The organism is Pseudobutyrivibrio sp. AR14, from assembly GCF_900101325.1.
Classification (GTDB): Bacteria; Bacillota; Clostridia; order Lachnospirales; family Lachnospiraceae; genus Pseudobutyrivibrio.
This window is the reverse complement of sequence record NZ_FMUY01000001.1, coordinates 64328-86493: the sequence shown is the minus strand read 5'-3', so window position 1 is coordinate 86493 and position 22166 is coordinate 64328. Positions and strand designations below refer to the sequence as shown.

Here is a 22166-nt window from a genome sequence, read left to right as displayed (position 1 = left end):
CATCCAATCCGTCATTCTTCTCTAGTTCTAATTGTTAATAAGAGCAAGCAAGCCAGCCTCATCAAGAACTGTAACTCCAAGGGAATTTGCCTTATCTAGCTTGCTACCAGCAGCTTCACCAGCCACTAGATAGTTAGTCTTCTTTGAAACAGAGCCAGCACATTTGCCTCCATTTAGCTCAATAAGCTCCTGCGCCTCTTTTCTTCCCATTGTCGGAAGCGTTCCTGTAATAACAAATGTAAGCCCAGCCAGCTTATCAGAAGCCCCTTCCTTTTCTTGCTCTATCATATTAACGCCTGCATCTGCAAGTCGATTAATAATATCCATATTAACACTATCGTGCAAATAATCGTATATAGATTTTGCACTTATTTCACCAATATCATTGACCTGAACAAGCTCCTCTTCAGTAAGATTCATTATTTTCTTGATATCTTTGAACTGACTAAGCAACGCTTTTGCTGCAGCTTTTCCTACATTTGGAATACCAAAGCCTGTAAAAACTCTAAATGCATCATTTCCTTTAGAAGCCTCGATAGCCGCAAGAAGCTTATCTGTATTTTTTTCCTTACCGATAATGCCCTCGCTAATAAGCTCATCTCGCTTATCCTTCAAAGAAAAGACATCTGCTATATCTTTAATATATCCCCTTCTAACAAGGTCGATAATATATACTTCGCCAAAGCCTTTTATGTCCATAGCATCTCTGGAAACGAAATTGATAATATGCCGCTCCAATTGGGCTGGACAGCTAGGATTGGTACATTTCATATCAGCAGTGTCCGCATCTCTCAATACAGGCCCACCACACACAGGACAAACACTTGGAATCACAAAAGTGCTAACACCTGCTGGTCTCTTATCATGCTTAACTTCCTTGACCTTTGGAATAATCTCGCCTGATTTATATACTACAATGGTATCTCCTATGCCTACATCCAAATCATTGATAAAATCCTGATTATGAAGTGTAGCACGGCTTACAGATGTACCGCATAGACGTATTGGCTCAAATACAGCTGTAGGAGTCACTCTTCCAGTTCTACCAACAGAAAGCTCTATATCAAGAAGCTTTGTCTCCTTTTCCTCTGGTGGGTACTTATAAGCGATATGACCGCTAGTATATTTAGCACTAGTGGAAAAATCACCTCTGTAGGAAACCTGATCTATTTTCACAACAGCGCCGTCTATATCAAAATCAAAATCAGCACGCTTATCCCCAATCTCATCTATTGCTGCAATAATTTCATCTGCATTAACGCACAGTCTGTGAAATGCTGTAGGTACCCCATGTGCCTCTAGAACATCCATTCCAGCGCAGTGGCTATTAGTAAGCTCCTCAGGTCCCTGCTGTACATTAAATACAAACATCCTAAGGCCACGTTCCTTAGTAATGCTAGCATCAAGCTGTCTAAGAGTTCCTGCTGCCAAATTACGAGGATTAGCAGCCAGCTTACCACCGCTTAATTCCTGCTGCTCGTTATATCTATCAAAATCTTCATGAGACATATAAACCTCTCCACGAAGCTGAAGTGATTCATATGGAAAATCAAGATACTTGTTAACATCTGGAATAACTAACGCATTTACGGTAACATCCTCACCGATCAATCCATCTCCTCTAGTCTCTGCAAGAGTCATCTTAAGCTTGCCAGCCGAATCCCTCTCATATCGAAGAGTCATACTAAGGCCGTCTATTTTTGCCTCCACAGAAAATTTAGCATCAGGATGAACTGATTTAACTTTATCAACCCATGCGACCACATCTTCCTTGTTAAAAACATCCTCAATTGAAAGCATAGGGACATCATGTGTCACCTTTACACCTGCCTCACGCTTAGCAACTCCACCTATTTTTTGAGTTGGAGAATCAGGTGTAATCCATTCAGGATGCTCCTTTTCAGCAGCCTTTAATTGTTGCATCAACTGGTCATACTCGAAGTCGCTGATTTCTGGCTCATCCTCGTTATAATATTTATCCATATGATAGTCGATTGTATCAACTAACTTCTTGTATTCTTCTAATAACATTACTACTCCTTATACATTAGAACTCATAAAAAACATTCTAGTTCTTAGAACCTTCTAACATCTTCGTAAGTTCTTTTATTTCTTTTGAATTTACGTCTCGATAGGTATCCTCTTTAAGGTTGCCTAATTCAATATTCATAATGCGAATTCTTTTTAACGTCCTAACCCTATATCCAAAAGTTTGACACATACGTCGAATCTGGCGATTCAACCCCTGGGTCAAAATAATCCTAAACTCTCTAGATCCAGTTTTAGTCACTCTACATTTCCTAGTGGTCACATCTAACTCTTCTAGGTAGACACCGCTAGACATGTCTTTGATAAAATCCGCTGTAATATCCTTATCTACCGTGACAATATATTCTTTTTCATGGGCGTTTACCGCCTTCATAATCTTGTTAACTAAATCACCTTGATTAGTCAAAAGGATAAGTCCTGTACTGTCCTTATCCAACCTTCCAATTGGATAAATTCTTTCAGGATAATTGATATGTTCTATAATATTATTCTTCTCACGCTTTTCGGCAGTACATACGATACCTGCAGGCTTGTTGTATGCTAGAAGAATATCTTTTTTGCCAACATTTGAAACTATCTGCCCCTTGTAGCGGACCTCATCTGACACAGTGACTTTCATCCCCATAACAGCCGGCTCTCCATTAACTGTCACTTCTCCAGCCTCTATCGCAGCATCTGCAGCCCTACGGCTACACACTCCCGCGTCAGACAAATACTTGTTTAATCTATAAAGCTCTTCCACAAAAAGCCTCCATTTATACTACAATGGAGACCAAATACATGGTCTCCATAAAGCTCATATTAAATCTATTCTATTGCTGTAACAAATCAGTTCTGATATAGCCTTCCTTGTTGCCATATTTAACCTTTGTCCAGCCCTCAGCATAGCTCATAATAACTGTTACCTTTTCACCTGAATAAGCAACTGCAACCTTTGATGATGACTGATCCATCTGAGCACGAATATTAGTAGTAGAAGTAAGAGTAATAACTGTACCCTCAGCAACACTTCCGCCTGTTGTAGCCTCTTCATCAGAAGAATCATCAGCACCTGCTTCAGAATCAAGATCAATAGCCGACTTTGTGATATATGCCTGAGTTCCGTTGTAATCGAACTTGTAGAAGTCACCTTCTTCGCCGTAAATAGTAACTGTTGTACCTTGCTCTACTGAACCAAGCTTTTCGCTGTCTTTATCAGCCTCTGCTCTAACATTTGCTCTAGCATTAGTTCTACCTGTAGATGTGCTAGCCTCAGCCTCTGCTGGAGCTTCCTCCTCAGCTGCCTCATCTTCTGCTTCCTCAGCTTCTGCTGCTGCGGCCTCTGCTGCTTCCTGCTCAGCCTGTGCCTCAGCTTCTGCCGCTGCGGCAGCCTGCTCATCGTAATCCTTGTTCCACTGAACAATTGCCTCGTGAAGTGTCTCATTCATAAGAGTTGCAAGAGCAGGATCCTTTTTAATAGCCTCATCATAGCTATCCTGAACATCATTTCTCATATCTCGCAAATCGTCCTGACGGATGAAAAGCTCATATAATTCAGAAACCTGTGGGTCGAGTTCATATACGTTGTTATTACGGTTAAAAGTGCCGTATGTATTATTTATGTAGAGCTTACCCTGATCATTCTTCTCAACATAGAAGAAATCAAGACCAGGTACAAGTGTATCGATATTGGCATATTTCAAAGAAACTTCAGTAGTAACTAAATATGAATCCTTTGTAAGGCCTGGCTTAGTGTAAATCTTAACATCATTAAAGCTCTCTATGTACTGGCTATATAATGCAGTATAGCTAACTTCCTTATCACACATAGGAACTGCTATAGCCTTAAGTGTATCTATATCACCATTTGCAAATGCAGTGTAGTAATCATTAATTAACTTATCTAACTCTGTATTCTTATTAGATTTGAATTTCTTGTATACACCTGATGTCCCGTTATCGCCTGTATATGGGCTGGTTCCTAAAAATAACACCAATGCCATTGCTATAAAAATACAACCTGCCAAGAAATATCTTTTATTTTTAATTACGAACTCTACGCAAATATCTACTATATTTTTAAATTTTGTTTTTAAATCTTGAAAATTCATGTGCCCTCCAAACTTAATTACTGTAGACGGCCGGATTCGAACCGGCGATCTTCGGAGTCGGAGTCCGATGCGTTATCCAGCTACGCTACGCCTACTAATTAACTTGCCGAATTATTGTAACAAAGGCGCGGCAATAAGTCAATTTAAGCGACCCGCTAAAGCAAGCTGTTTAACGATTTCTGAAGTAACTTCATCCACATTTAAAGTGCTTGCATCAACTGTAATATCTGCTGCGTTTTTATATGCTTCTTCTCTATCGGAAATCATCTTTTTAATGTCCTCTAGAGTCTTCCCCTTAACCAGTGGCCGCTTATCATTTCTGTTGACTCTATCAAAAATCACCTCTGGAGTCGCATCTAATCTAACTACGGTGCCACTATTTTTCATTGTATCTACATTCTCCTGCCGAAGAACTATTCCACCACCACAGGAAATGATTTGATTATTTTCCTTGGCTATTATTGATAACAACTGGCTTTCTGCATTTCTAAAGCCATCTTCTCCCTTTTTTTCAAAAATCTCAGGGATACTCATAGCCTCAACTCTCTCGATAGCTTCATCCATTTCTACCACCTGAAAAGGTAAAAATCTCTGAAGCTTCTTTGCAACAGTGGACTTACCTGTGCCCATGAAGCCAATCAAATATATGTTATTCATAATTATTCTCCATTATTTCTCTAAAATTTTGATGATAGTATTCATATCATCATAGCTAAGCTGCCCTGGTGCAGATGCTGCATCCAAAGCCGCAAATGAAATACATGACCCAACCAAAGAACCAGCAATTCTAGAAACCTTGCCAAGAGAACCCATGGAAATAGAACAGATAAGAGCATCCTCAATCTCTTCATTAACCATGTTAGCCGCCTGCAAAGAACGAACCACGTCATCTCTAGTATTTGGCATAACCGCTAGTTTTAAAATATCCGCTCCTGTATTATGCATCTGACCATATAAATCAATCATATCAAGAAGCTCTGGTGTCTCATGGAAATCATGATGAGAAGCCAATACATAGGCTCCATTATTATGAAGTATATTGATGAAATCCGCTGCATCATCAACATGAGAAATCTCCAAATCAATTATATCAACATATCCTGTAGTTGATACAAAAGAAATAATATCACGGTATAGTTCCTCTGCAATAGCTATCTCTCCACCCTCTACATCTGTTCTGATAGTAAACAGAACCATTGTAGAATCTGTAATCTCAGCTACTCTCCTAAGAGTGTCTTCAAGCACATCCCTATCTTCTAAGAAATCAAAATAATCAGCTCGAAGCTCAATCATTGGAACACTAGCCTCTACGCAGTTAGTAACTTGCTGAAGGACTGAATCTACAGTGGATGCAACCACTGGCACACAGATACTAACTTTCTGCGAAGAAAGCTCCTGTGTCTTTATGATAAGTTCTTTAGACATTATAATCTCCCAGTTAAAACATAAAAACTAACATATAAAAGTATAATTCAAGGGGAAATTATAAGCAATAGTTTAGTTGACTAAAGCGTTCTAATTAAATACAATAATACAAAGTTTTCATACTATTTAGTAGGAGGAAAATGTTATGAATCCTTCAGGTACTACTCGACTTACATGTCTTCTTGGCAGTCCAGTCAGCCATAGTATTTCCCCTGCAATGCACAATACAGCATTTGATGCCCTAGGCCTAGATTACACCTACATGGCATTTGATGTTTCTGAGGAAAATATTAAAACAGCAGTTGATGGACTACGCCTTTTCAATTGCAGAGGCTTTAATCTTACTATGCCTTTAAAAACTGCCGTCATTCCATATTTGGATGAGATGTCAGAGGCCGCTAGATTATCCCACTCTGTTAATACCTGCGTAATCGAAGATGGCAAATTAATCGGACATACCACAGATGGTATTGGATTTTTGCAAGCCATGATAGACAGCGGAATTGAATATAAAGAAAAAGTTCTTACTGTTCTTGGAGCAGGTGGAGCTGCCACATCTATCATTGTTCAAGCTGCCATTGACGGTGTTAGCAAAATCAATATTTTCAAGAGAAAAAATGTATCATTTGACAAGGTAGTAGATTTTGCAGACAGAATTACTAGAGCTACTGATTGTGATGTATTCGTATTCGATATCGCAGACATGACCACACTTGAGTTTTGCTTACAAGAAAGTGACATTCTTATTAATGCCACTAATGTAGGAATGGGTGATGACGACTCTTCTCTCATTCCACCTGAGTTCCTTTACAAGGAACTAATTGTTACTGATGTTATTTATCATCCAGCTTACACCCGTCTATTACAGGACGCTCAAAAAGTTGGATGCAAGGTTATGAATGGAAAATACATGCTTTTATATCAAGGTGCTGCTGCTTTCAAGCTTTGGACCCAAAAAGACATGCCAATTGACCTAATTAAAGAAAAATGCTTCGCGGAGGAATAAAATGAGCTTCAATTACTTAAAGAAAATGCCAACACCTGAGGAAATCAAAAAACAGCTTCCTGTTTCTGAAAAGATTCAAGAGATAAAAAAGCAGCGCGACAAGGAAATCGCTGATATCATCACCGGAAAGGATGACAGATTTTTATGTATCATCGGACCTTGTTCAGCTGACAATGAGGATGCTGTATGCGAATATATCAACAAGCTTTCTCGTGTTGCCGAGGATATAAAAGATAAGGTATTAGTAGTACCTAGAATATACACTAACAAACCACGTACTACAGGCAGCGGCTATAAGGGCATTGCTTCTCAGCCAGATCCAAACGAGGCACCTGATATGGTTGCCGGACTTATTGCCATGAGAAAAATGCATATCCGCGCTATGACTGAATCTGAGCTTACATCTGCTGACGAGATGCTCTACCCTGAGAACTGGGGCTATGTAGATGATTTACTTTCATATGTAGCAATTGGCGCGCGTTCTGTTGAGGATCAGCATCACCGCCTTACAGTTTCTGGATTTGATGTAGCATCAGGTATGAAGAATCCTACTTCAGGAGATTTCAGTGTAATGCTTAATTCCGTATATGCGGCTCAGCATCCACACCACTTCACTTTCTCTGGCTACGAGGTTAAGACCAGCGGAAATCCACTGGCTCACACTATTCTTCGTGGCGCTGTTTCAAAGCACGGCAACAGCACTCAGAACTACCACTATGAGGACCTTATTCGTCTTCATAACATGTACGAGGAAATGGACCTTGTTAATCCAGCTTGCATCATCGATGCGAACCACTCAAATTCAAACAAGCAGTTCAAGGAACAAATTCGAATCGTAAAAGAGGTAATGCACAACAGAAATCATTCAGACGATATCAAAAAGCTTGTTAAGGGTGTCATGATAGAGAGTTACTTAGTGGAGGGCAATCAGCCTATTTCAGACCACCAGACATACGGTCAGTCAATCACAGATCCATGCCTTGGTTGGGAAGATACCAGACACTTACTCTACACAATTGCAGAGCGAAATTAAAAATAAGGTCCTTGAGTCAAACACTCAAGGACCTTTCTTAATTCGTTTAACCTCTTTTGAAATGCCACTACATCCCATCTTTTTCTGCAAATCATCTTAAGCACTAATAAAATAACATTGCTCCCATTCCAGAACATCCAATTCCTGAGTTCGCAAAAAATTCCACGATAAAAAAAACAATCGAAATCACCATAATAGCTATAATTATCAAAATGCAGTACAAAACCAGTGCAACGATAGCTAATGGATTCTTTGAGTTATAAACCATGGCCATAATCATATTTATTATACCTGCAACTAAAAATCCAAGACAGATAATCGCTAATATATTATATACCTTACTAGGTGCTCCCAAAGAACTGCAAATTTCGTAAAAAATGACCGCAGCAATTAAATTAACCGGTATCAATACAAGTGCAATAATGGAACATTTTTTAGACTTTGCTTTTTTATCTTCTGGCATTATATACCTCCCTTTATCTCCTAGCTGCGTATGCCATAATAGCTGCTACAGTCTTTGAATCCTGAAGTTTTCCTTCATAGCACATATCCATAAGATCCTTTAAATCCCATTCCTCAATGTCAATTTCTTCAGATTCATCAAGGTGTTGCTCACCTACTTTTTCAAGTTCTGTAGCCAAATAAACATCAATAAACTCATCACAGAAAGCAACTGTAGATTTCAAAGATAAGAGCTTTTCAAGCTTTCCTGCTCTGTATCCTGTCTCCTCCTCCAGTTCGCGCTCTGCGCAAATTCTAGTATCTTCATCTACTGAATCTCGCTTACCGGCAGGTACCTCTAGAGTCTCCCTGTCAATTGCATTTCTGTACTGACGTACCATAAGGATTTTGCCATTAGGCTTAACTGCAAGCACACACGCTGCCCCCATTCTGTGGCTCACAAAATCCCACTCTTCTGTCTTTCCATTTGGAAGCTGCATTGTGTCCACATAAATATCAAGAATTGTTCCCGAATGGATTAGCTCCCTATTAATTCTTTTTAAATTGTTCAAGTCCTTATTCTCCTCGTTTTTATTTATTTATGCTTTATCGCTCACATCAAGCTTGTGATAGATAAAACTAATTGCGAAGCAAAGCATACCACATACCAAGAAGCCAAGAGCTCTTATAGGCAAGCTGTTGTAACTAATATCCCATAGGATAAGCTTCACAATACTAAACATAGATAATATTAATCCGTAAATACGAATCGGCTTATTTTCCTTTTTGAAGCCAATAATAATTGATGTAATAGCAATCAATAAGTATGTTATAGAAAATACAAATCCTGGTGCAGAGCAAACTCCTAATATAATAATCGCTGCTACAGTATATTTAATTACAATATACAAACCAAATCCCGGATTAATCCTCAGAAGATTTGTAGTATTTACTCCAAACAATCCTAGCATAATAAGTGATAACAATGTAGTTGAAATAGCCCCTTCAGCTACAACAAGAGCCGCTATCGCGCCAACCATCAAAAGTGAATTAATCACAAAAAATAACACATTATCTTCATCAACGATGGTTGTCCATTTTCTATTTAAAACAACAAGTTGAACCACCAAACTAATGGCAAGAATAATAATATTTCTCACATCAGTATCTAGGAAGAGTTTGCTATCAATTACATAAATCAGATCTAAGAAAACAATATATCCAATCGCATAGACCACATTATTATATTTAATCACTTTATGTTGCTTATTCTCTACAACAGAATCAGCAATTAAAAGACCAAGACATACTAATTCACAAATGATTCTAGGCCATGAATCTCTTACGAAGTATATCAGTGGATATAATGCCAATATTCCTGCAAATATTCTAAAATGAATATGGTGTAATTTGTGGCCAAAATATAATAATCCAGCAGCTATAATTGGGATCAAAACAAATCCTTCTATATAACTATTTATTAATATTGTTCCTAAAATACTTACCACACAAAAGGCCTGGAAAATAATTCCCATTGTTTTGTCATTATAACCCTGAAGATATTTTTCAAACAAAGCAATAGCGACCAAATCGAAAGCTATAGAAAGAATCCACACTTCCTTCATCAGGTGAAAACCTTCCTCCATGCAAGTAATCTGCGCTAGTAATACATGATTTACAACGAAGGTTGTAATCAATAACTGTATAAAAGAAAATGTTTTCTCAGTATCAGACTTCACATATCTATCCGCAACTAAACCAGTGAAAGCTACAAGGAAAATTGCAAGGATAAATCCAATCCAATCAATTCCCATTGGATAATATTCAAGATTAGCAAATTTATAAACAATCAAAGCATACAATGTAATTATCGAAGTGATAACTACTGCGCCGCACCATGTAATAAAATAGCCGTAATACTGCTTATTTACAAAATTTGCAATGATAAATGGCAATTCCGTTAACAGGAAAAGAATCATCATAAAAGTTAAATTAAAGTCGCTTCCCAGAAAATCAATTGTAAGACACATAGACACTAAGATACCTATTTGGCCTATAGCAGAAAAGATAAGAGATCTTTTAATGCCAAGATAACTTACAAAAATATCCCATAGTAATAGAAGAATATAAAGTACTATGAAATTATAGAATTCAAAATACGAATAGGAAATAATTGCAGATATCAAAAGCGAACCAACACCGCAGGCAGTAAGCGCAATAAATCCTTTATTTTTGCTAGTGAACTTTTCTCCAACTCCTATAAGCCCAAAACTAAATAGGAACATTGCAACCATTTTAATCTCATTTGTAAGCACAGGTACAATAACTGTCGCAAACATAGCAAGAGCAATAAAAATCAAAATAGATGCTCCAGCAGCCATAGTGTTTTTACCAATGAACCTTTCCAACTTGCCAGTCTGCTGCTGATTCTTACTAACAACAGGCTCAACAATCTTTTCTTCTGGACCAACTGTCTCAATTGTAATTGTTCCCTGCTGTATAATAGGAGAAATTGACTCATGCATATTTACAGCATTATCAAAAACTTCCTCTTTATTCTGTGTTGAATCTACAGCTTTATATTCTACTGTATTCTGGTCATCATTGTTAACTTCCGGCTGAGAAATACTTGTATTTGAAGTAAATACCTGAGACTGAGCATCCAGCTGCTCTTCAACTGATATTGCTTGATTCAAAGTATTATCAGTTATCTTACTAGTGAATACCATATCATCCGAATTAGCAATTGATTGCTCAACCTCTTTGGATTTTATTAACGAATTATCAATTGAACGTTCTATCTCATTAGCTTTCATAACCTTGATATCTTGCTTGAGATTTGAAAGCTCAATACTTGCAGAAGAAAGCGTTCTAACAATAGCGTCTATTCTTTCTTCCATTTCATCCAATCTCGTATTAACCTGTTCCATCATAGCTTCTCCCTTTTCTTACTATATGCAACCGTTCATATAGGTAGTATTCTACTACTCTTAGTACTATATTGCAAGTCCTTTCTTAAAAAACACCAACAACCGTCTCAACTCCCCTCTAACTACTGCTTAATTCACTATTTCTAAATTTGGCAGTACCCATATTTAATATTTCTACTGCTTATTACTAAAATCTCTCTCTCGGCAGTAATATTGTCATAGCCTACTACTGCTTATATTAAATAATCCAAATAAGGCAGTACCTTTTTTTAAATTTTCTACTGCCTATATCGCATATTTCATTTCAGGCAGTATTATTTTCCAATATCCCTACTGCTTAAATCGAGTATTCCTATTTAAGCAGTAACATTTCTCAGATTTACTACTGCCTATATCGCATATTCCCTTTCAGGCAGTATTATTTTCCAATATCCCTACTGCTTAAATCGAGCAATCCTATTTAAGCAGTAACATTTCTTAAGTTTACTACTGCTTATATCACATATTTCAGCTCAGGCAGTAGTATTTTCCAATATCCCTACTGCTTAAATCGAGTATTCCTATTTAAGCAGTATCATTTCTCAAATTTACTACTGCCTATATCACATATTTCATTTCAGGCAGTAGCCTCCCCAGATTCCCCTACTGCCTAAATCCAAAAATCCTCTACAGGCAGTAGCTTTCCTAAAAAACTCACTCAGCTCAGTAAAAATCCCCTAAAAATGGGTTCAAAAAAAGCGGGTGGATAACCACCCGCTAAATTTTACTTTGCGTAATCAGTAACTCGTGACTCACGAATAACATTAACCTTAATCTGTCCAGGATATTCAAGCTGTGACTCAATCTGCTTTGAAATATCTCTAGCCATGATTACCATATCGGCATCTGTTACCTGTTCAGGAACAACCATGATTCGAATCTCTCTACCTGCCTGAATAGCAAAAGATTTCTCAACACCCTTAAATCCGTTTGAAATTTCTTCAAGTTCTTTTAATCTGTTAGTATATGTCTCCATCGCCTCGCGACGAGCACCAGGTCTAGCTGCGCTAATAGTATCAGCTGCCTGTACAATACAAGCAATAAGTGTCTCTGGCTCAACATCACCATGATGTGCCTCAACAGCGTTAATAACTGTCTGTGACTCCTTATACTTGCGACATAAATCAGCACCAAGCTGTACATGAGTACCCTCTTGCTCTCTATCTACAGCCTTACCGATATCATGGAGTAATCCGGCGCGCTTAGCCATGCGGACATCAAGTCCAAGCTCAGCTGCAAGTAAGCCTGATAATTGAGCAACCTCGATAGAATGCTTAAGCACATTCTGTCCGTAGCTGGTTCTAAATTTCATCTTACCTAAAAGTCTAAGAAGCTCTGGGTGAATACCCTGAACACCAACCTCAAGAGCGGCTGCATCGCCTTCTTCTCTAATTTGCTGCTCAACTTCTTTCTTAGCCTTCTCTACTGTCTCCTCGATTCTAGCTGGATGAATTCGTCCATCTACAATGAGCTTTTCAAGTGCGATACGTGCAATCTCACGTCTCACTGGATCAAATGCTGATAAAATAACTGCCTCAGGAGTATCATCAATGATAAGCTCAACACCTGTCATTGTCTCTAAAGTACGAATATTTCGTCCCTCACGACCAATGATACGTCCCTTCATCTCATCATTAGGAAGCTGCACAACAGAGATTGTAGTCTCTGCAACATGATCTGCTGAACATTTCTGAATGGCACTAACAACAATGTCACGTGCCTTTTTATCAGCTTCATCTTTTGCCTGTGCAAGGCTTTCCTTAATAAGCTTTGCTGCGTCTAATTTGACGTCTTCTTCTACAGATTTTAAAAGTTGTTCTTTTGCTTGTTCGGAGGTAAGTCCTGAGATTCTCTCTAGTTCCTGTATACGCTGTTGATTAAGCTTAGCAACCTCTTCACGCTGCTTGTTAAGCTGCTGTTCCTGACGAGCAAATTCAGCTTCCTTTTTCTCGCATGCATCTAATTTCTTTTCAAGGTTATCTTCCTTCTGTGAAATTCTATGCTCACTTCTCTGAATCTCTGCTCGGCGCTCACGGATTTCCTTATCGAGATCGTTCTTCTGTCTCATGGCATCTTCTTTTGCCTCGAGCATGGCCTCTCTCTTTTTAGCCTCCGCGCTCTTAACTGCCTCATCAATAATCTCACGAGCCTTTTCCTCAGCCGAGCCAATCTTTCTTTGGCCTTGTTTCTCGTGAATATTATTAGAAACAATAAGAGTACCCACAACTGCTACAACAGCAACGACAATTGCAACAATAATCGTTACTACGTCCACAGGAGCACCTCCTTATTTAATTTTCTAATTGGAATATAAAATAAAAGCTATAATGCTCTCATTTATAAACTTCAACATATTTAGTTTAACTGTCTAAAGTACGTCTGTCAAGACTAGTATACTAGATATAGTAGTCAGGCAAGGGCTTTACAATACTTTCATACAATAAGTAATATACTATGGGTATTTGTCCATAAAGCGACAGCTAATTTAGAGCTCTATTTATAGCATCCGATGAGTATCCTCGTCCTGCTAAAAAACGATACATCTTTGCCTTCTGTTCATAGGTAGCCTCATCAGGATTGTATTCCTTTTTCTCTAATAGGCGCTGAATCTGGTCGGTCTCATCACAGGTATATTCGTCCTCAAGAGCCCGCTCTATTACATCAGATTTAATGCCCTTATTCATCAAGTCCTGCTGTATACGTCGCTTACTGCGAGACTCCATATAAAAACGAATATGACTACATGCCATCCTATAGTCATCTAAATATCCATAATCATCTATGTAGGCTATAGCAATATCAATTATATCCGAAGGATATCCTCCCTCTTTCAGCTTGTCTCTAAGGTTCTTCTCAGAGCGATCCTGCTTTTCTAAAAGATGAAGCGCCCTCTTTTTACAACGAGGTATCAAAATATCTGTACATATCTGCTGATAATCTGATGAAGATAACTCAGCCCCCTCCTCTATACCATAGCTTTCATATTCTTTTTTATATAGAACAAAATCTGTCCCGCTATCGAGACAGATTTTCGCTCTTCCCTTTGTTAACTTAACAAGAGACTTAACATACATGATTATTCAATAACCTCTGCTGGAATATCTTCCTTTTCTCCACCAACTAAACCGATTTCAGTCTCATCTGCCTCAGCATAATGATCGCGAATAGCAGATGCGATCTCCTCGCATACATCAGGATTCTGCTTGAGATAAAGCTTAGCATTCTCACGGCCCTGGCCAATCTTCTCACCAAGATAAGCATACCAAGCACCAGACTTCTGAACGATATCCAAATTAGTAGCTACATCAAGAATATCACCCTCACGAGAGATACCCTCACCAAACATAATATCAAACTCTGCCTCTCTGAAAGGAGGTGCGATCTTGTTCTTTACAATCTTTGCACGAGTTCTGTTACCGATAACCTCGCCGCTCTGCTTTAATGCCTCGATACGACGAACATCGATACGTACTGAAGCATAGAACTTAAGAGCACGACCACCAGTTGTAGTCTCTGGATTACCAAACATAACGCCTACCTTCTCACGAAGCTGGTTGATAAAGATAACTACGCAGTTAGTCTTAGCTACAATACCTGTAAGCTTTCTCATCGCCTGAGACATAAGACGTGCATGAAGACCAACATGAGAATCACCCATATCGCCATCAATCTCTGCCTTTGGTACAAGGGCTGCAACTGAGTCGACTACGATAATATCCATAGCTCCTGAACGAACCATAGTCTCTGTAATCTCAAGAGCCTGCTCACCATTATCAGGCTGTGAAATGTATAAGTCGTCAATATTAACACCAATTGCCTTAGCGTATTTAGGATCAAGGGCATGCTCAGCATCGATGAAACCTGCAATACCGCCTGCCTTCTGAACCTCTGCTACTGCATGAAGTGCAAGTGTAGTCTTACCAGATGATTCTGGTCCATATATCTCAATAATACGGCCCTTAGGGAATCCTCCCTGACCAAGAGCAATATCAAGGCTGATAGAACCAGTAGGAACTGTCTCTACCTGAATATTAGCTCCCTCGCCGAGCTTCATAACTGAACCCTTACCGTACTGCTTCTCAATCTGTGAAATAGCCGCATCTAATGCTCTTAATTTATCTTCGTTTGCCATTTTATAAAACCTCCGTTCGGAACAACTGTTCGTTCTTTAAATATAATAATAGATAAACACATAATAAAAGTCAACAATAAATTTGGGAAAAATAAGAAAAAAACAAAAAAGACAGTGGCGACTGCCACTGCCCATTAATATACATGTGATTATCAATATCGTCAAGTCTAAATTAGTCTCGACCAAACTCAGAAAGAACAAGTCCTTCATTTCTATCCTGAACCATACCAACTGACCAAGAATTAACAAACAAAAGAAGTGGTCTATCCTTTAGATCTTTAATCTTCTTCATGTCTGAGGTACCAGAAATCTTGTTGATATCATAGTCCCCCTCAATCCATCTAATATGCTCATAAGGAAGGTTCTCAAGGCCTATCTCTACATTGTATTCATTGTTAAGACGGTACTTAAGCACATCAAACTGAAGCACACCAACAACACCTACAATAATCTCTTCCATACCTGTATTGTACTCTTGGAAAATCTGGATAGCACCTTCCTGTGCAATCTGTGTAATTCCCTTCATGAACTGCTTACGCTTCATAGTATCAATCTGTCGAACACGTGCAAAATGCTCAGGAGCGAATGTAGGAATTCCCTCGAACTTGAATGTCTTTTTAGCAGAAGTAAATGTATCACCAATGCTGTAAAGACCTGGATCAAACACACCAATAATATCTCCCGCATAAGCCTTGTCTACTATCTTGCGCTCATCAGCCATCATCTGCTGTGGAGCAGAAAGCTTAGACTTACGGCCTCCCTGCACATGAGTGTATTCCTTAGTAGCATCAAATGTACCGGAACAAATACGTAAAAATGCCACTCTATCTCTGTGTGCCTTGTTCATATTGGCCTGAATCTTAAATACAAATGCAGAGAAATCCTCAGAAAATGGACTAATCTCACCTGCATCACTCATACGTGGCAGTGGGCTATATGTCATCTTAAGGAAATGTTCAAGGAATGTCTCTACACCAAAGTTAGTAAGGGCCGAACCAAAGAATACAGGTGAAAGCTCACCCTTAGTAACAAGGTCCTGATTAAACTCAGCTCCAGCACCATCTAAAAGCTCAAGCTCTTCCATTAACTGTTCGTATTTCTCGTCACCGATTTCTTCCTTAAGGGCAGGATCATCGATTGAAAGGATACGCTCTTCGCCCTGTTTTGTACCCTTCTGAGTGTCAGAGAACATGCGAACTGTACGCTCATTTCTGTCGTATACACCCTTGAATTCCTTGCCGGAACCAATTGGCCAGTTAACAGGCACAGTAGCAATACCAAGCTCATTTTCAATATCATCAAGAAGCTCAAATGTATCATTAGCATCTCTATCCATCTTGTTGATAAATGTAAAAATAGGAATATGTCTCATAACGCAGACCTTGAAAAGCTTTCTAGTCTGTGCCTCAACACCCTTAGATGCATCAATAACCATTACTGCAGAATCTGCAGCCATAAGTGTACGATATGTATCCTCTGAGAAATCCTGATGTCCAGGTGTATCAAGGATATTGATGCAATAACCGTCATATTCAAACTGAAGAACCGAAGAAGTAACAGAAATACCTCTCTCCTTCTCGATTTCCATCCAGTCAGAAACTGCGTGTCTAGCTGTGGCCTTACCCTTAACAGAACCAGCCAAATTAATCTGTCCACCGTACAATAGGAACTTCTCTGTAAGAGTAGTCTTACCAGCATCCGGATGGGAAATAATCGCAAATGTACGACGTCTCTTTATCTCTTGCTCAACTGTATAAGCCATCTATACCTCCAAACAACCTAAGTCCGCTTGTTACTCTCTCAAGCCTGATATTGCTTACGTTCACTAAAAAGTGAACTACAGCAGCACTCAGAGCATGATAGTTACAAGCTCATTAAAATACTTTAAGATGCAAAAATAAATTTATCACATACAAACCGAAAAATAGCCTATATCGCCGCGACGATATAGGCCATAACTTCATAGTTTGTAAGCTGTAAAACTGATTAGTATTTACGCTTTCTAGCAGCCTCAGACTTCTTCTTACGCTTTACTGAAGGCTTCTCATAGTGCTCACGCTTACGAATCTCCTGCTGGATGCCAGCCTTAGCACAGTTTCTCTTAAATCTACGAAGAGCGCTGTCTAATGACTCGTTTTCTTTAACTGTAACATATGACATAGTCTAATCCTAACCTCCCTCCATTTGGGGACTTGTACTCATTAATCTAAAAGCACTAACGTGTATTTTAGCATATAATCAATATTTGTCAACTACTTTCTATTTAATTAAAATTCAAAGCTAGCAATATATTCGTAATTATCTCCCGGCATAGCAATACCTGGATTAGAAACCTTGAATGATAAGGTCTTTCCGCCATCTTTACATTCAAAATCAAAATGATTAATAGCTATTCCCAAATCTACTTTTTGTAAATCATAGGTACCATTATCATATCCTCTATCCTTTTTCTCATAAAAATGTACTGCATTATCAGTAACTACAACTCTCCATGGTTGCTTATTTACTGCCGATGGTGCAAGTCGAACAGCCTCAAGAGCCGAGAAAATGCCCATCTTTTCAGCCTCATCCTCAGTTAATGGTGTGTTGAAATCATTTTTAAAGAAAAGTTCTTCAAAAGCATATCTAGAATCAGCCTTAACACCTTTTCTCATGAGAACTTCCTTTACACCCATTTTATCAGCAGCAAAACCAATTGGGCTAACGCAAGGCATAATCTCATCGTCAGCCAAATTACAAGCCTTTTCAAACTTGTCTCTTGGCATAGTTCCGCCAATCCATACTGTACCTAATCCTTTATTTACTGCATGCATCAATAAAGATTCAAAGCTATAGCCATAAGCTACATCAGCATTCTCGACCTTTTTTACCTTGGCTGTTACATATAATTCTTCGCCTTTTAAAACAGGGCTAGAAAGGTCATTATCCTTAGCATCTAAAAAATCAAAAGTAACAGGAATCCCATAAGGATTAGAAACTGATGCTGCATATTCCTTCAAATCCTCTAAAAGCTTATCAGTTATTCCTAAACCATCAAATGTTCTTACACTTCTTCTATTTTTAACATCATCAAAATACATTTTAATACCTCCTTGATAATTTAGATTATACATTATTTAATTGTGCAAAATCAATACAATTAAATAAAAAGCCCTAAAGCTATGCTTTAAGGCTTAAATATCTTATAACATTCCCTCGAGAACTGTCTTAGCTTCTGCTAATGCATCAGCAATACCTGCTGGGTTCTTGCCGCCGGCCTGAGCCATATTAGGACGACCGCCGCCGCCACCGCCAACCTTTGGTGCGATAGCCTTAACAAGATTACCTGCGTGTGCGCCCTTAGCCTGAGCATCATCTGTTGCCATAACAACAAGGTTAACCTTGCCATCGCAGTCAGATGCAAGAACAATAACGCCCTCACCGAGCTTGCCCTTAAGATCATCGCCAAGATCACGAAGGCCATTCATATCTACACCAGCAACTGAAGTAGCAAGGAGCTTAACACCCTTAACCTCTACAACTGAATCCATAACATCACCAACGGCTGCCTGAGCTGCCTTAGCCTTTAATGAATCAAGCTCAGAATTAGCTTCCTTAAGCTGCTTCTGAAGATGTGCGATCTTCTCTTCAACATCAGCTGGCTGGCACTTAAGTGCTGCAGCTGCAGCATTAAGCTTAGCTTCTATATCTGCGTAATACTCAAATACTGCCTGTCCTGTGATAGCCTCGATACGACGTGTACCAGCAGCTACACCAGACTCAGATAAAATCTTGAATGCAGAAATCTCAGAAGTATTTGATACGTGAGTACCACCACAAAGCTCTACTGAGAAATCTCCCATCTTAACTACGCGAACTGTCTCGCCATATTTCTCACCGAAGAGAGCCATAGCACCAGACTTCTTAGCCTCGTCAATTGACATGATAGCTGTCTCCACTGCAAGTCCCTCAGCAATCTTGTCATTAACCATCTTCTCAACCTTAGCAATTTCCTCTGCAGTCATTGCTGAGAAATGAGAAAAGTCAAAACGTGTTCTATCAGCATCCTGATATGAACCCTTCTGCTCTACGTGTGTACCAAGTACCTCGCGAAGAGCCTTCTGCATAAGGTGAGTAGCTGAGTGGTTCTTGCAGATACGGCTTCTGCGAGCAGCATCAACAGTAAGAGTAACTTTCTCTCCTACCTTGATCATGCCAGATACCATCTGTCCAACATGGCCAATCTTGCCACCCTTAAGCTTGATTGTATCCTTAACCTCAAACTCTCCATTAGCAGTAGAAATCACACCTGTATCACCAATCTGACCACCCATAGTAGCGTAGAATGGAGTCTCTGGAACGATGATTGTACCAATCATGCCCTCAGCAAGTGTATCAACTATCTCAGTCTCTGTTGTAAGAACAGTAACAGTAGACTCAGATGTAGTCTTGTCATATCCAACGAACTCAGATGTAACAGCTAAATCGATGTCATCATATACTGATGCATCAGCACCCATGTAGTTAGTCTCTTTACGAGCTGCACGTGCTGTCTGACGCTGCTTCTCCATGCAAGCCTCAAATCCCTCAGCGTCATAACCGAATCCTTTTTCCTCAAGAATCTCTGCTGTAAGATCAACAGGGAATCCGTATGTATCGTAAAGCTTGAATGTATTCTCGCCTGAAAGCTCCTTAGCACCAGATGCCACAAGCTCCTCTTCCATCTTTGCAAGAATCTCAAGTCCCTTATCGATTGTCTTGTTAAACTGCTCTTCCTCTGCTGTGAGAGTCTTGAAGATAAACTCTCTCTTCTCCCAAAGCTCTGGATAGCCGTCCTTACATTCGTTAATAACTGTCTCAGAAAGCTTAGCCATAAATGTGCCCTTAATTCCAAGTGCACGACCATGCTTAGCAGCACGACGAATAAGACGACGAAGAACATATCCTCTACCCTCGTTAGAAGGTGTAACACCATCAGATACAAGGAAAGTAGATGAACGAATATGATCAGTGATAAGACGAATAGAAACATCATCAAGAGCATCAACCTGATACTGCTTACCAGACATCTCACAAATCTTGTCACGAATAGCCTTCATAGTATCAATATCAAATACAGAGTCCACATCCTGCATAACTACAGCAAGACGCTCAAGTCCCATACCTGTATCGATATTCTTCTGAGCAAGCTCCTCATAACCGCCATGACCATCGCCATTGAACTGAGTAAATACGTTGTTCCAAACCTCCATGTAACGGTCGCAATCACAGCCCACCTTACAGTCTGGCTTGCCACAGCCATATTTCTCACCACGGTCATAGTAAATCTCAGAGCAAGGACCGCAAGGACCTGCACCATGCTCCCAGAAATTATCACACTCACCTGTCTCTGGATCTCTGTAGAATCTAGTGATGCGCTCAGGCGCAACTCCAACTTCCTTAGTCCAGATTTCAAATGCCTCTTCATCCTCACCGTAAATAGATGGATAAAGACGATCAGGATCTAATCCAAGAACTTCTGTTAAGAACTCCCAAGACCATGCAATTGCCTCGTGCTTGAAATAGTCACCAAATGAAAAGTTACCTAACATCTCAAAGAATGTAAGATGACGAGCTGTCTTACCTACATTATCAATATCACCTGTTCTAACACATTTTTGACATGTAGTAACGCGCTTTCTTGGTGGAATCTCCTGTCCTGTGAAGTATGGCTTTAATGGTGCCATACCAGCATTGATAAGCAATAAGCTGTTATCATTGTGTGGTACAAGAGAAAAACTGTTGAGACAAAGATGGTCTTTGCTCTCAAAGAACTCCAAGTAGGCGCGTCTTAAATCATTAACACCGTTATTCAAAACAAAATTCCTCCAAATATTATTCCTCGGAAGAAACCTCTGATACAGAATCAGCTTCTTTTCTATTCTTAGATTGACGAAGCTTAACTCCGATGAAGCCTCCCATGATGCCTAAGGCAACGAGTATGATCATCTTTACTAAATAACTTGCAAAACTAGATAAAAATGCAGACATGGCAATTCCTCCTAATTTCCAAATTTTTATTGCATACTTGCTTAAATTATAATCCAAAGCCCAGCCAAATTCCACCAGTATTTCAGAAAAATACTAATAAAATAATGAAAATTATTTGGCAAGTTATGAACATATTTCTGTGGAGACCAGCAGCCTTTTTGATATCCTTTGGATCAATAGTCTTGTCCTCATCTCCAATAGTTCCATTTTTCAAAGAAACTTCTAGCGCACCAGCAAAAGCTGATATCGCCTTATACTTATCTCTAAGATGTATGTATCTGGCATTTCTTCCATTAAATCCGCCAAATGTATGACGTGCGCAAAACAGAGCAACCATTCCAGAAAATCTGCCAGGAATATAATCTACTATCTGATTTAACCTAGCTGGATAATATCCAAAATACTCATATCTCTTATCATGATGTCCCACAATTGAATCCATCAAATCAATAGTCCTATACAAAAATCCTCCTACAGGACCAAACAAGAACATAACAAAAAGTGGGGAAACAGATGAATCAGCTGCCTCGTTTGCAACTTTTGTAGTCACAAGCTCTGACAGTTTCTTCTCATCCATATCACTTGCATCCACCCCCGTAAATGTAGAAGCTTCTTTTCTAGCCTCTTCTATTCCATCTCCATAATAAGCAGAAACTATCTCTCTTGAAGTGTAATAATTGTAATTTGCATCTAAACATAAGTAGCTGCAGATTATCTCAAATATAACTCCAATAATTGGAGAAATATCATAGGCTAGCACAGTAAAAAATACGCTAAGCACAAAAACCGGTGTAAGTACCAAAACAACCAGCCACATACCAAAACTCTTTTGCTTGGCAGGCTCTAGGAGAATCAATTCATCACCCAGTAGAGCTCTATCTAGATGCTTAATCCATTTTTTCACCGAATCAAATGGACTCCATATGCTATAAATCCTTCCAATAAACACTTCTAATATTGTGGCCAAAAGAAGTGCTATCATATGATATCTAAACATTATTCTCAAACGCTC

At 39.1% G+C, this 22166-nt stretch carries 19 protein-coding genes and 1 tRNA gene; 2 read left to right on the top strand and 18 right to left on the bottom strand.

From position 1 onward, the window contains the following. Window positions 1-27 precede the first annotated feature (27 nt). The 6 genes from ligA to aroD all read right to left on the bottom strand — a co-directional run bounded on the left by ligA (window position 28) and on the right by aroD (window position 5564). Window positions 28-2031 carry an NAD-dependent DNA ligase LigA gene (gene ligA, locus BLP50_RS00410; RefSeq protein ID WP_090149275.1) on the bottom strand — a complete coding sequence of 668 codons (2004 nt, stop codon included), beginning with the start codon at window positions 2029-2031 and terminating at the stop codon, window positions 28-30. A 37-nt stretch (window positions 2032-2068) separates the two neighbouring features. Beyond that, the gene (locus BLP50_RS00405; protein ID WP_090149272.1) at window positions 2069-2791 is read right to left on the bottom strand and encodes a pseudouridine synthase; all 723 of its coding nucleotides are present in this window, start codon (window positions 2789-2791) and stop codon (window positions 2069-2071) included. A 70-nt stretch (window positions 2792-2861) separates the two neighbouring features. Then, complete coding sequence (locus BLP50_RS00400; RefSeq protein ID WP_090149269.1) at window positions 2862-4139, bottom strand: SH3 domain-containing protein; 1278 nt, start codon at window positions 4137-4139, stop codon at window positions 2862-2864. Window positions 4140-4160: 21 nt separating this feature from the next. Then, window positions 4161-4234, bottom strand: a tRNA-Arg gene (locus BLP50_RS00395). A gap of 43 nt (window positions 4235-4277) precedes the next feature. Beyond that, a complete protein-coding gene (locus BLP50_RS00390) occupies window positions 4278-4796 on the bottom strand; it encodes a shikimate kinase (protein ID WP_090149267.1) in 519 nt (172 codons plus the stop codon). Window positions 4797-4808: 12 nt separating this feature from the next. Continuing rightward, the gene (gene aroD, locus BLP50_RS00385; RefSeq protein ID WP_090149264.1) at window positions 4809-5564 is read right to left on the bottom strand and encodes a type I 3-dehydroquinate dehydratase; all 756 of its coding nucleotides are present in this window, start codon (window positions 5562-5564) and stop codon (window positions 4809-4811) included. A gap of 145 nt (window positions 5565-5709) precedes the next feature. Here aroD and BLP50_RS00380 point away from each other — a divergent pair, with 145 nt between their 5' ends. Both BLP50_RS00380 and BLP50_RS00375 read left to right on the top strand, forming a co-directional pair. Then, window positions 5710-6570 carry a shikimate dehydrogenase gene (locus tag BLP50_RS00380; RefSeq protein ID WP_090149262.1) on the top strand — a complete coding sequence of 287 codons (861 nt, stop codon included), beginning with the start codon at window positions 5710-5712 and terminating at the stop codon, window positions 6568-6570. Between the two features lies 1 nt (window position 6571). Continuing rightward, window positions 6572-7603, top strand: coding sequence for a 3-deoxy-7-phosphoheptulonate synthase (locus BLP50_RS00375; RefSeq protein ID WP_090149259.1), 1032 nt, complete (start codon window positions 6572-6574; stop codon window positions 7601-7603). A gap of 103 nt (window positions 7604-7706) precedes the next feature. Here the strand turns inward: BLP50_RS00375 and BLP50_RS00370 are convergent, their stop codons facing one another. The 12 genes from BLP50_RS00370 to BLP50_RS00320 all read right to left on the bottom strand — a co-directional run bounded on the left by BLP50_RS00370 (window position 7707) and on the right by BLP50_RS00320 (window position 22151). Next, window positions 7707-8066 carry a hypothetical protein gene (locus BLP50_RS00370; protein ID WP_090149257.1) on the bottom strand — a complete coding sequence of 120 codons (360 nt, stop codon included), beginning with the start codon at window positions 8064-8066 and terminating at the stop codon, window positions 7707-7709. A 13-nt stretch (window positions 8067-8079) separates the two neighbouring features. After that, window positions 8080-8616: an NUDIX hydrolase gene (locus BLP50_RS00365; RefSeq protein ID WP_090149254.1), complete on the bottom strand. Its 537-nt coding sequence runs from the start codon at window positions 8614-8616 to the stop codon at window positions 8080-8082. Window positions 8617-8643: 27 nt separating this feature from the next. Next, window positions 8644-10977, bottom strand: a complete 2334-nt coding sequence (locus BLP50_RS00360) for a DUF2339 domain-containing protein (RefSeq protein ID WP_090149252.1) — start codon at window positions 10975-10977, stop codon at window positions 8644-8646. A gap of 760 nt (window positions 10978-11737) precedes the next feature. Beyond that, entirely contained in the window at window positions 11738-13288 is a 1551-nt protein-coding gene (gene rny, locus BLP50_RS00355) for a ribonuclease Y (protein ID WP_330386029.1), read from the bottom strand. Between the two features lie 205 nt (window positions 13289-13493). Continuing rightward, on the bottom strand, window positions 13494-14087 hold the full coding sequence (locus BLP50_RS00350) for a regulatory protein RecX (RefSeq protein ID WP_090149249.1): 594 nt from the start codon (window positions 14085-14087) through the stop codon (window positions 13494-13496). A 2-nt stretch (window positions 14088-14089) separates the two neighbouring features. Continuing rightward, on the bottom strand, window positions 14090-15145 hold the full coding sequence (recA, locus tag BLP50_RS00345; RefSeq protein ID WP_090149247.1) for a recombinase RecA: 1056 nt from the start codon (window positions 15143-15145) through the stop codon (window positions 14090-14092). A gap of 172 nt (window positions 15146-15317) precedes the next feature. Beyond that, a complete protein-coding gene (locus tag BLP50_RS00340; protein WP_090149243.1) occupies window positions 15318-16907 on the bottom strand; it encodes a peptide chain release factor 3 in 1590 nt (529 codons plus the stop codon). Between the two features lie 224 nt (window positions 16908-17131). After that, window positions 17132-17305, bottom strand: a complete 174-nt coding sequence (gene rpsU / locus BLP50_RS00335) for a 30S ribosomal protein S21 (RefSeq protein WP_015549455.1) — start codon at window positions 17303-17305, stop codon at window positions 17132-17134. Window positions 17306-17412: 107 nt separating this feature from the next. Further along, entirely contained in the window at window positions 17413-18225 is an 813-nt protein-coding gene (locus BLP50_RS00330; protein WP_090149240.1) for a nitroreductase family protein, read from the bottom strand. Between the two features lie 102 nt (window positions 18226-18327). After that, a complete protein-coding gene (gene alaS, locus BLP50_RS00325; RefSeq protein ID WP_090149238.1) occupies window positions 18328-20979 on the bottom strand; it encodes an alanine--tRNA ligase in 2652 nt (883 codons plus the stop codon). A gap of 19 nt (window positions 20980-20998) precedes the next feature. Then, window positions 20999-21154, bottom strand: coding sequence for a hypothetical protein (locus BLP50_RS14250; protein WP_176753645.1), 156 nt, complete (start codon window positions 21152-21154; stop codon window positions 20999-21001). An 82-nt stretch (window positions 21155-21236) separates the two neighbouring features. Next, complete coding sequence (locus BLP50_RS00320; RefSeq protein ID WP_090149235.1) at window positions 21237-22151, bottom strand: cobalamin biosynthesis protein CobD/CbiB; 915 nt, start codon at window positions 22149-22151, stop codon at window positions 21237-21239. Window positions 22152-22166: the final 15 nt, after the last annotated feature.

Bases quoted from the DNA above. Each gene is read 5' to 3' on its own strand.
- BLP50_RS00380 (WP_090149262.1), top strand. From the start codon at position 5,710: ATGAATCCTTCAGGTACTACTCGACTTACATGTCTTCTTGGCAGTCCA.
- BLP50_RS00360 (WP_090149252.1), bottom strand. From the start codon at position 10,977: ATGATGGAACAGGTTAATACGAGATTGGATGAAATGGAAGAAAGAATA.
- aroD (WP_090149264.1), bottom strand. From the start codon at position 5,564: ATGTCTAAAGAACTTATCATAAAGACACAGGAGCTTTCTTCGCAGAAA.
- BLP50_RS00340 (WP_090149243.1), bottom strand. From the start codon at position 16,907: ATGGCTTATACAGTTGAGCAAGAGATAAAGAGACGTCGTACATTTGCG.
- BLP50_RS14250 (WP_176753645.1), bottom strand. From the start codon at position 21,154: ATGTCTGCATTTTTATCTAGTTTTGCAAGTTATTTAGTAAAGATGATC.
- BLP50_RS00400 (WP_090149269.1), bottom strand. From the start codon at position 4,139: ATGAATTTTCAAGATTTAAAAACAAAATTTAAAAATATAGTAGATATT.
- BLP50_RS00390 (WP_090149267.1), bottom strand. From the start codon at position 4,796: ATGAATAACATATATTTGATTGGCTTCATGGGCACAGGTAAGTCCACT.
- rpsU (WP_015549455.1), bottom strand. From the start codon at position 17,305: ATGTCATATGTTACAGTTAAAGAAAACGAGTCATTAGACAGCGCTCTT.
- BLP50_RS00330 (WP_090149240.1), bottom strand. From the start codon at position 18,225: ATGTATTTTGATGATGTTAAAAATAGAAGAAGTGTAAGAACATTTGAT.
- ligA (WP_090149275.1), bottom strand. From the start codon at position 2,031: ATGTTATTAGAAGAATACAAGAAGTTAGTTGATACAATCGACTATCAT.
- BLP50_RS00370 (WP_090149257.1), bottom strand. From the start codon at position 8,066: ATGCCAGAAGATAAAAAAGCAAAGTCTAAAAAATGTTCCATTATTGCA.
- recA (WP_090149247.1), bottom strand. From the start codon at position 15,145: ATGGCAAACGAAGATAAATTAAGAGCATTAGATGCGGCTATTTCACAG.
- BLP50_RS00320 (WP_090149235.1), bottom strand. From the start codon at position 22,151: ATGTTTAGATATCATATGATAGCACTTCTTTTGGCCACAATATTAGAA.
- BLP50_RS00375 (WP_090149259.1), top strand. From the start codon at position 6,572: ATGAGCTTCAATTACTTAAAGAAAATGCCAACACCTGAGGAAATCAAA.
- BLP50_RS00350 (WP_090149249.1), bottom strand. From the start codon at position 14,087: ATGTATGTTAAGTCTCTTGTTAAGTTAACAAAGGGAAGAGCGAAAATC.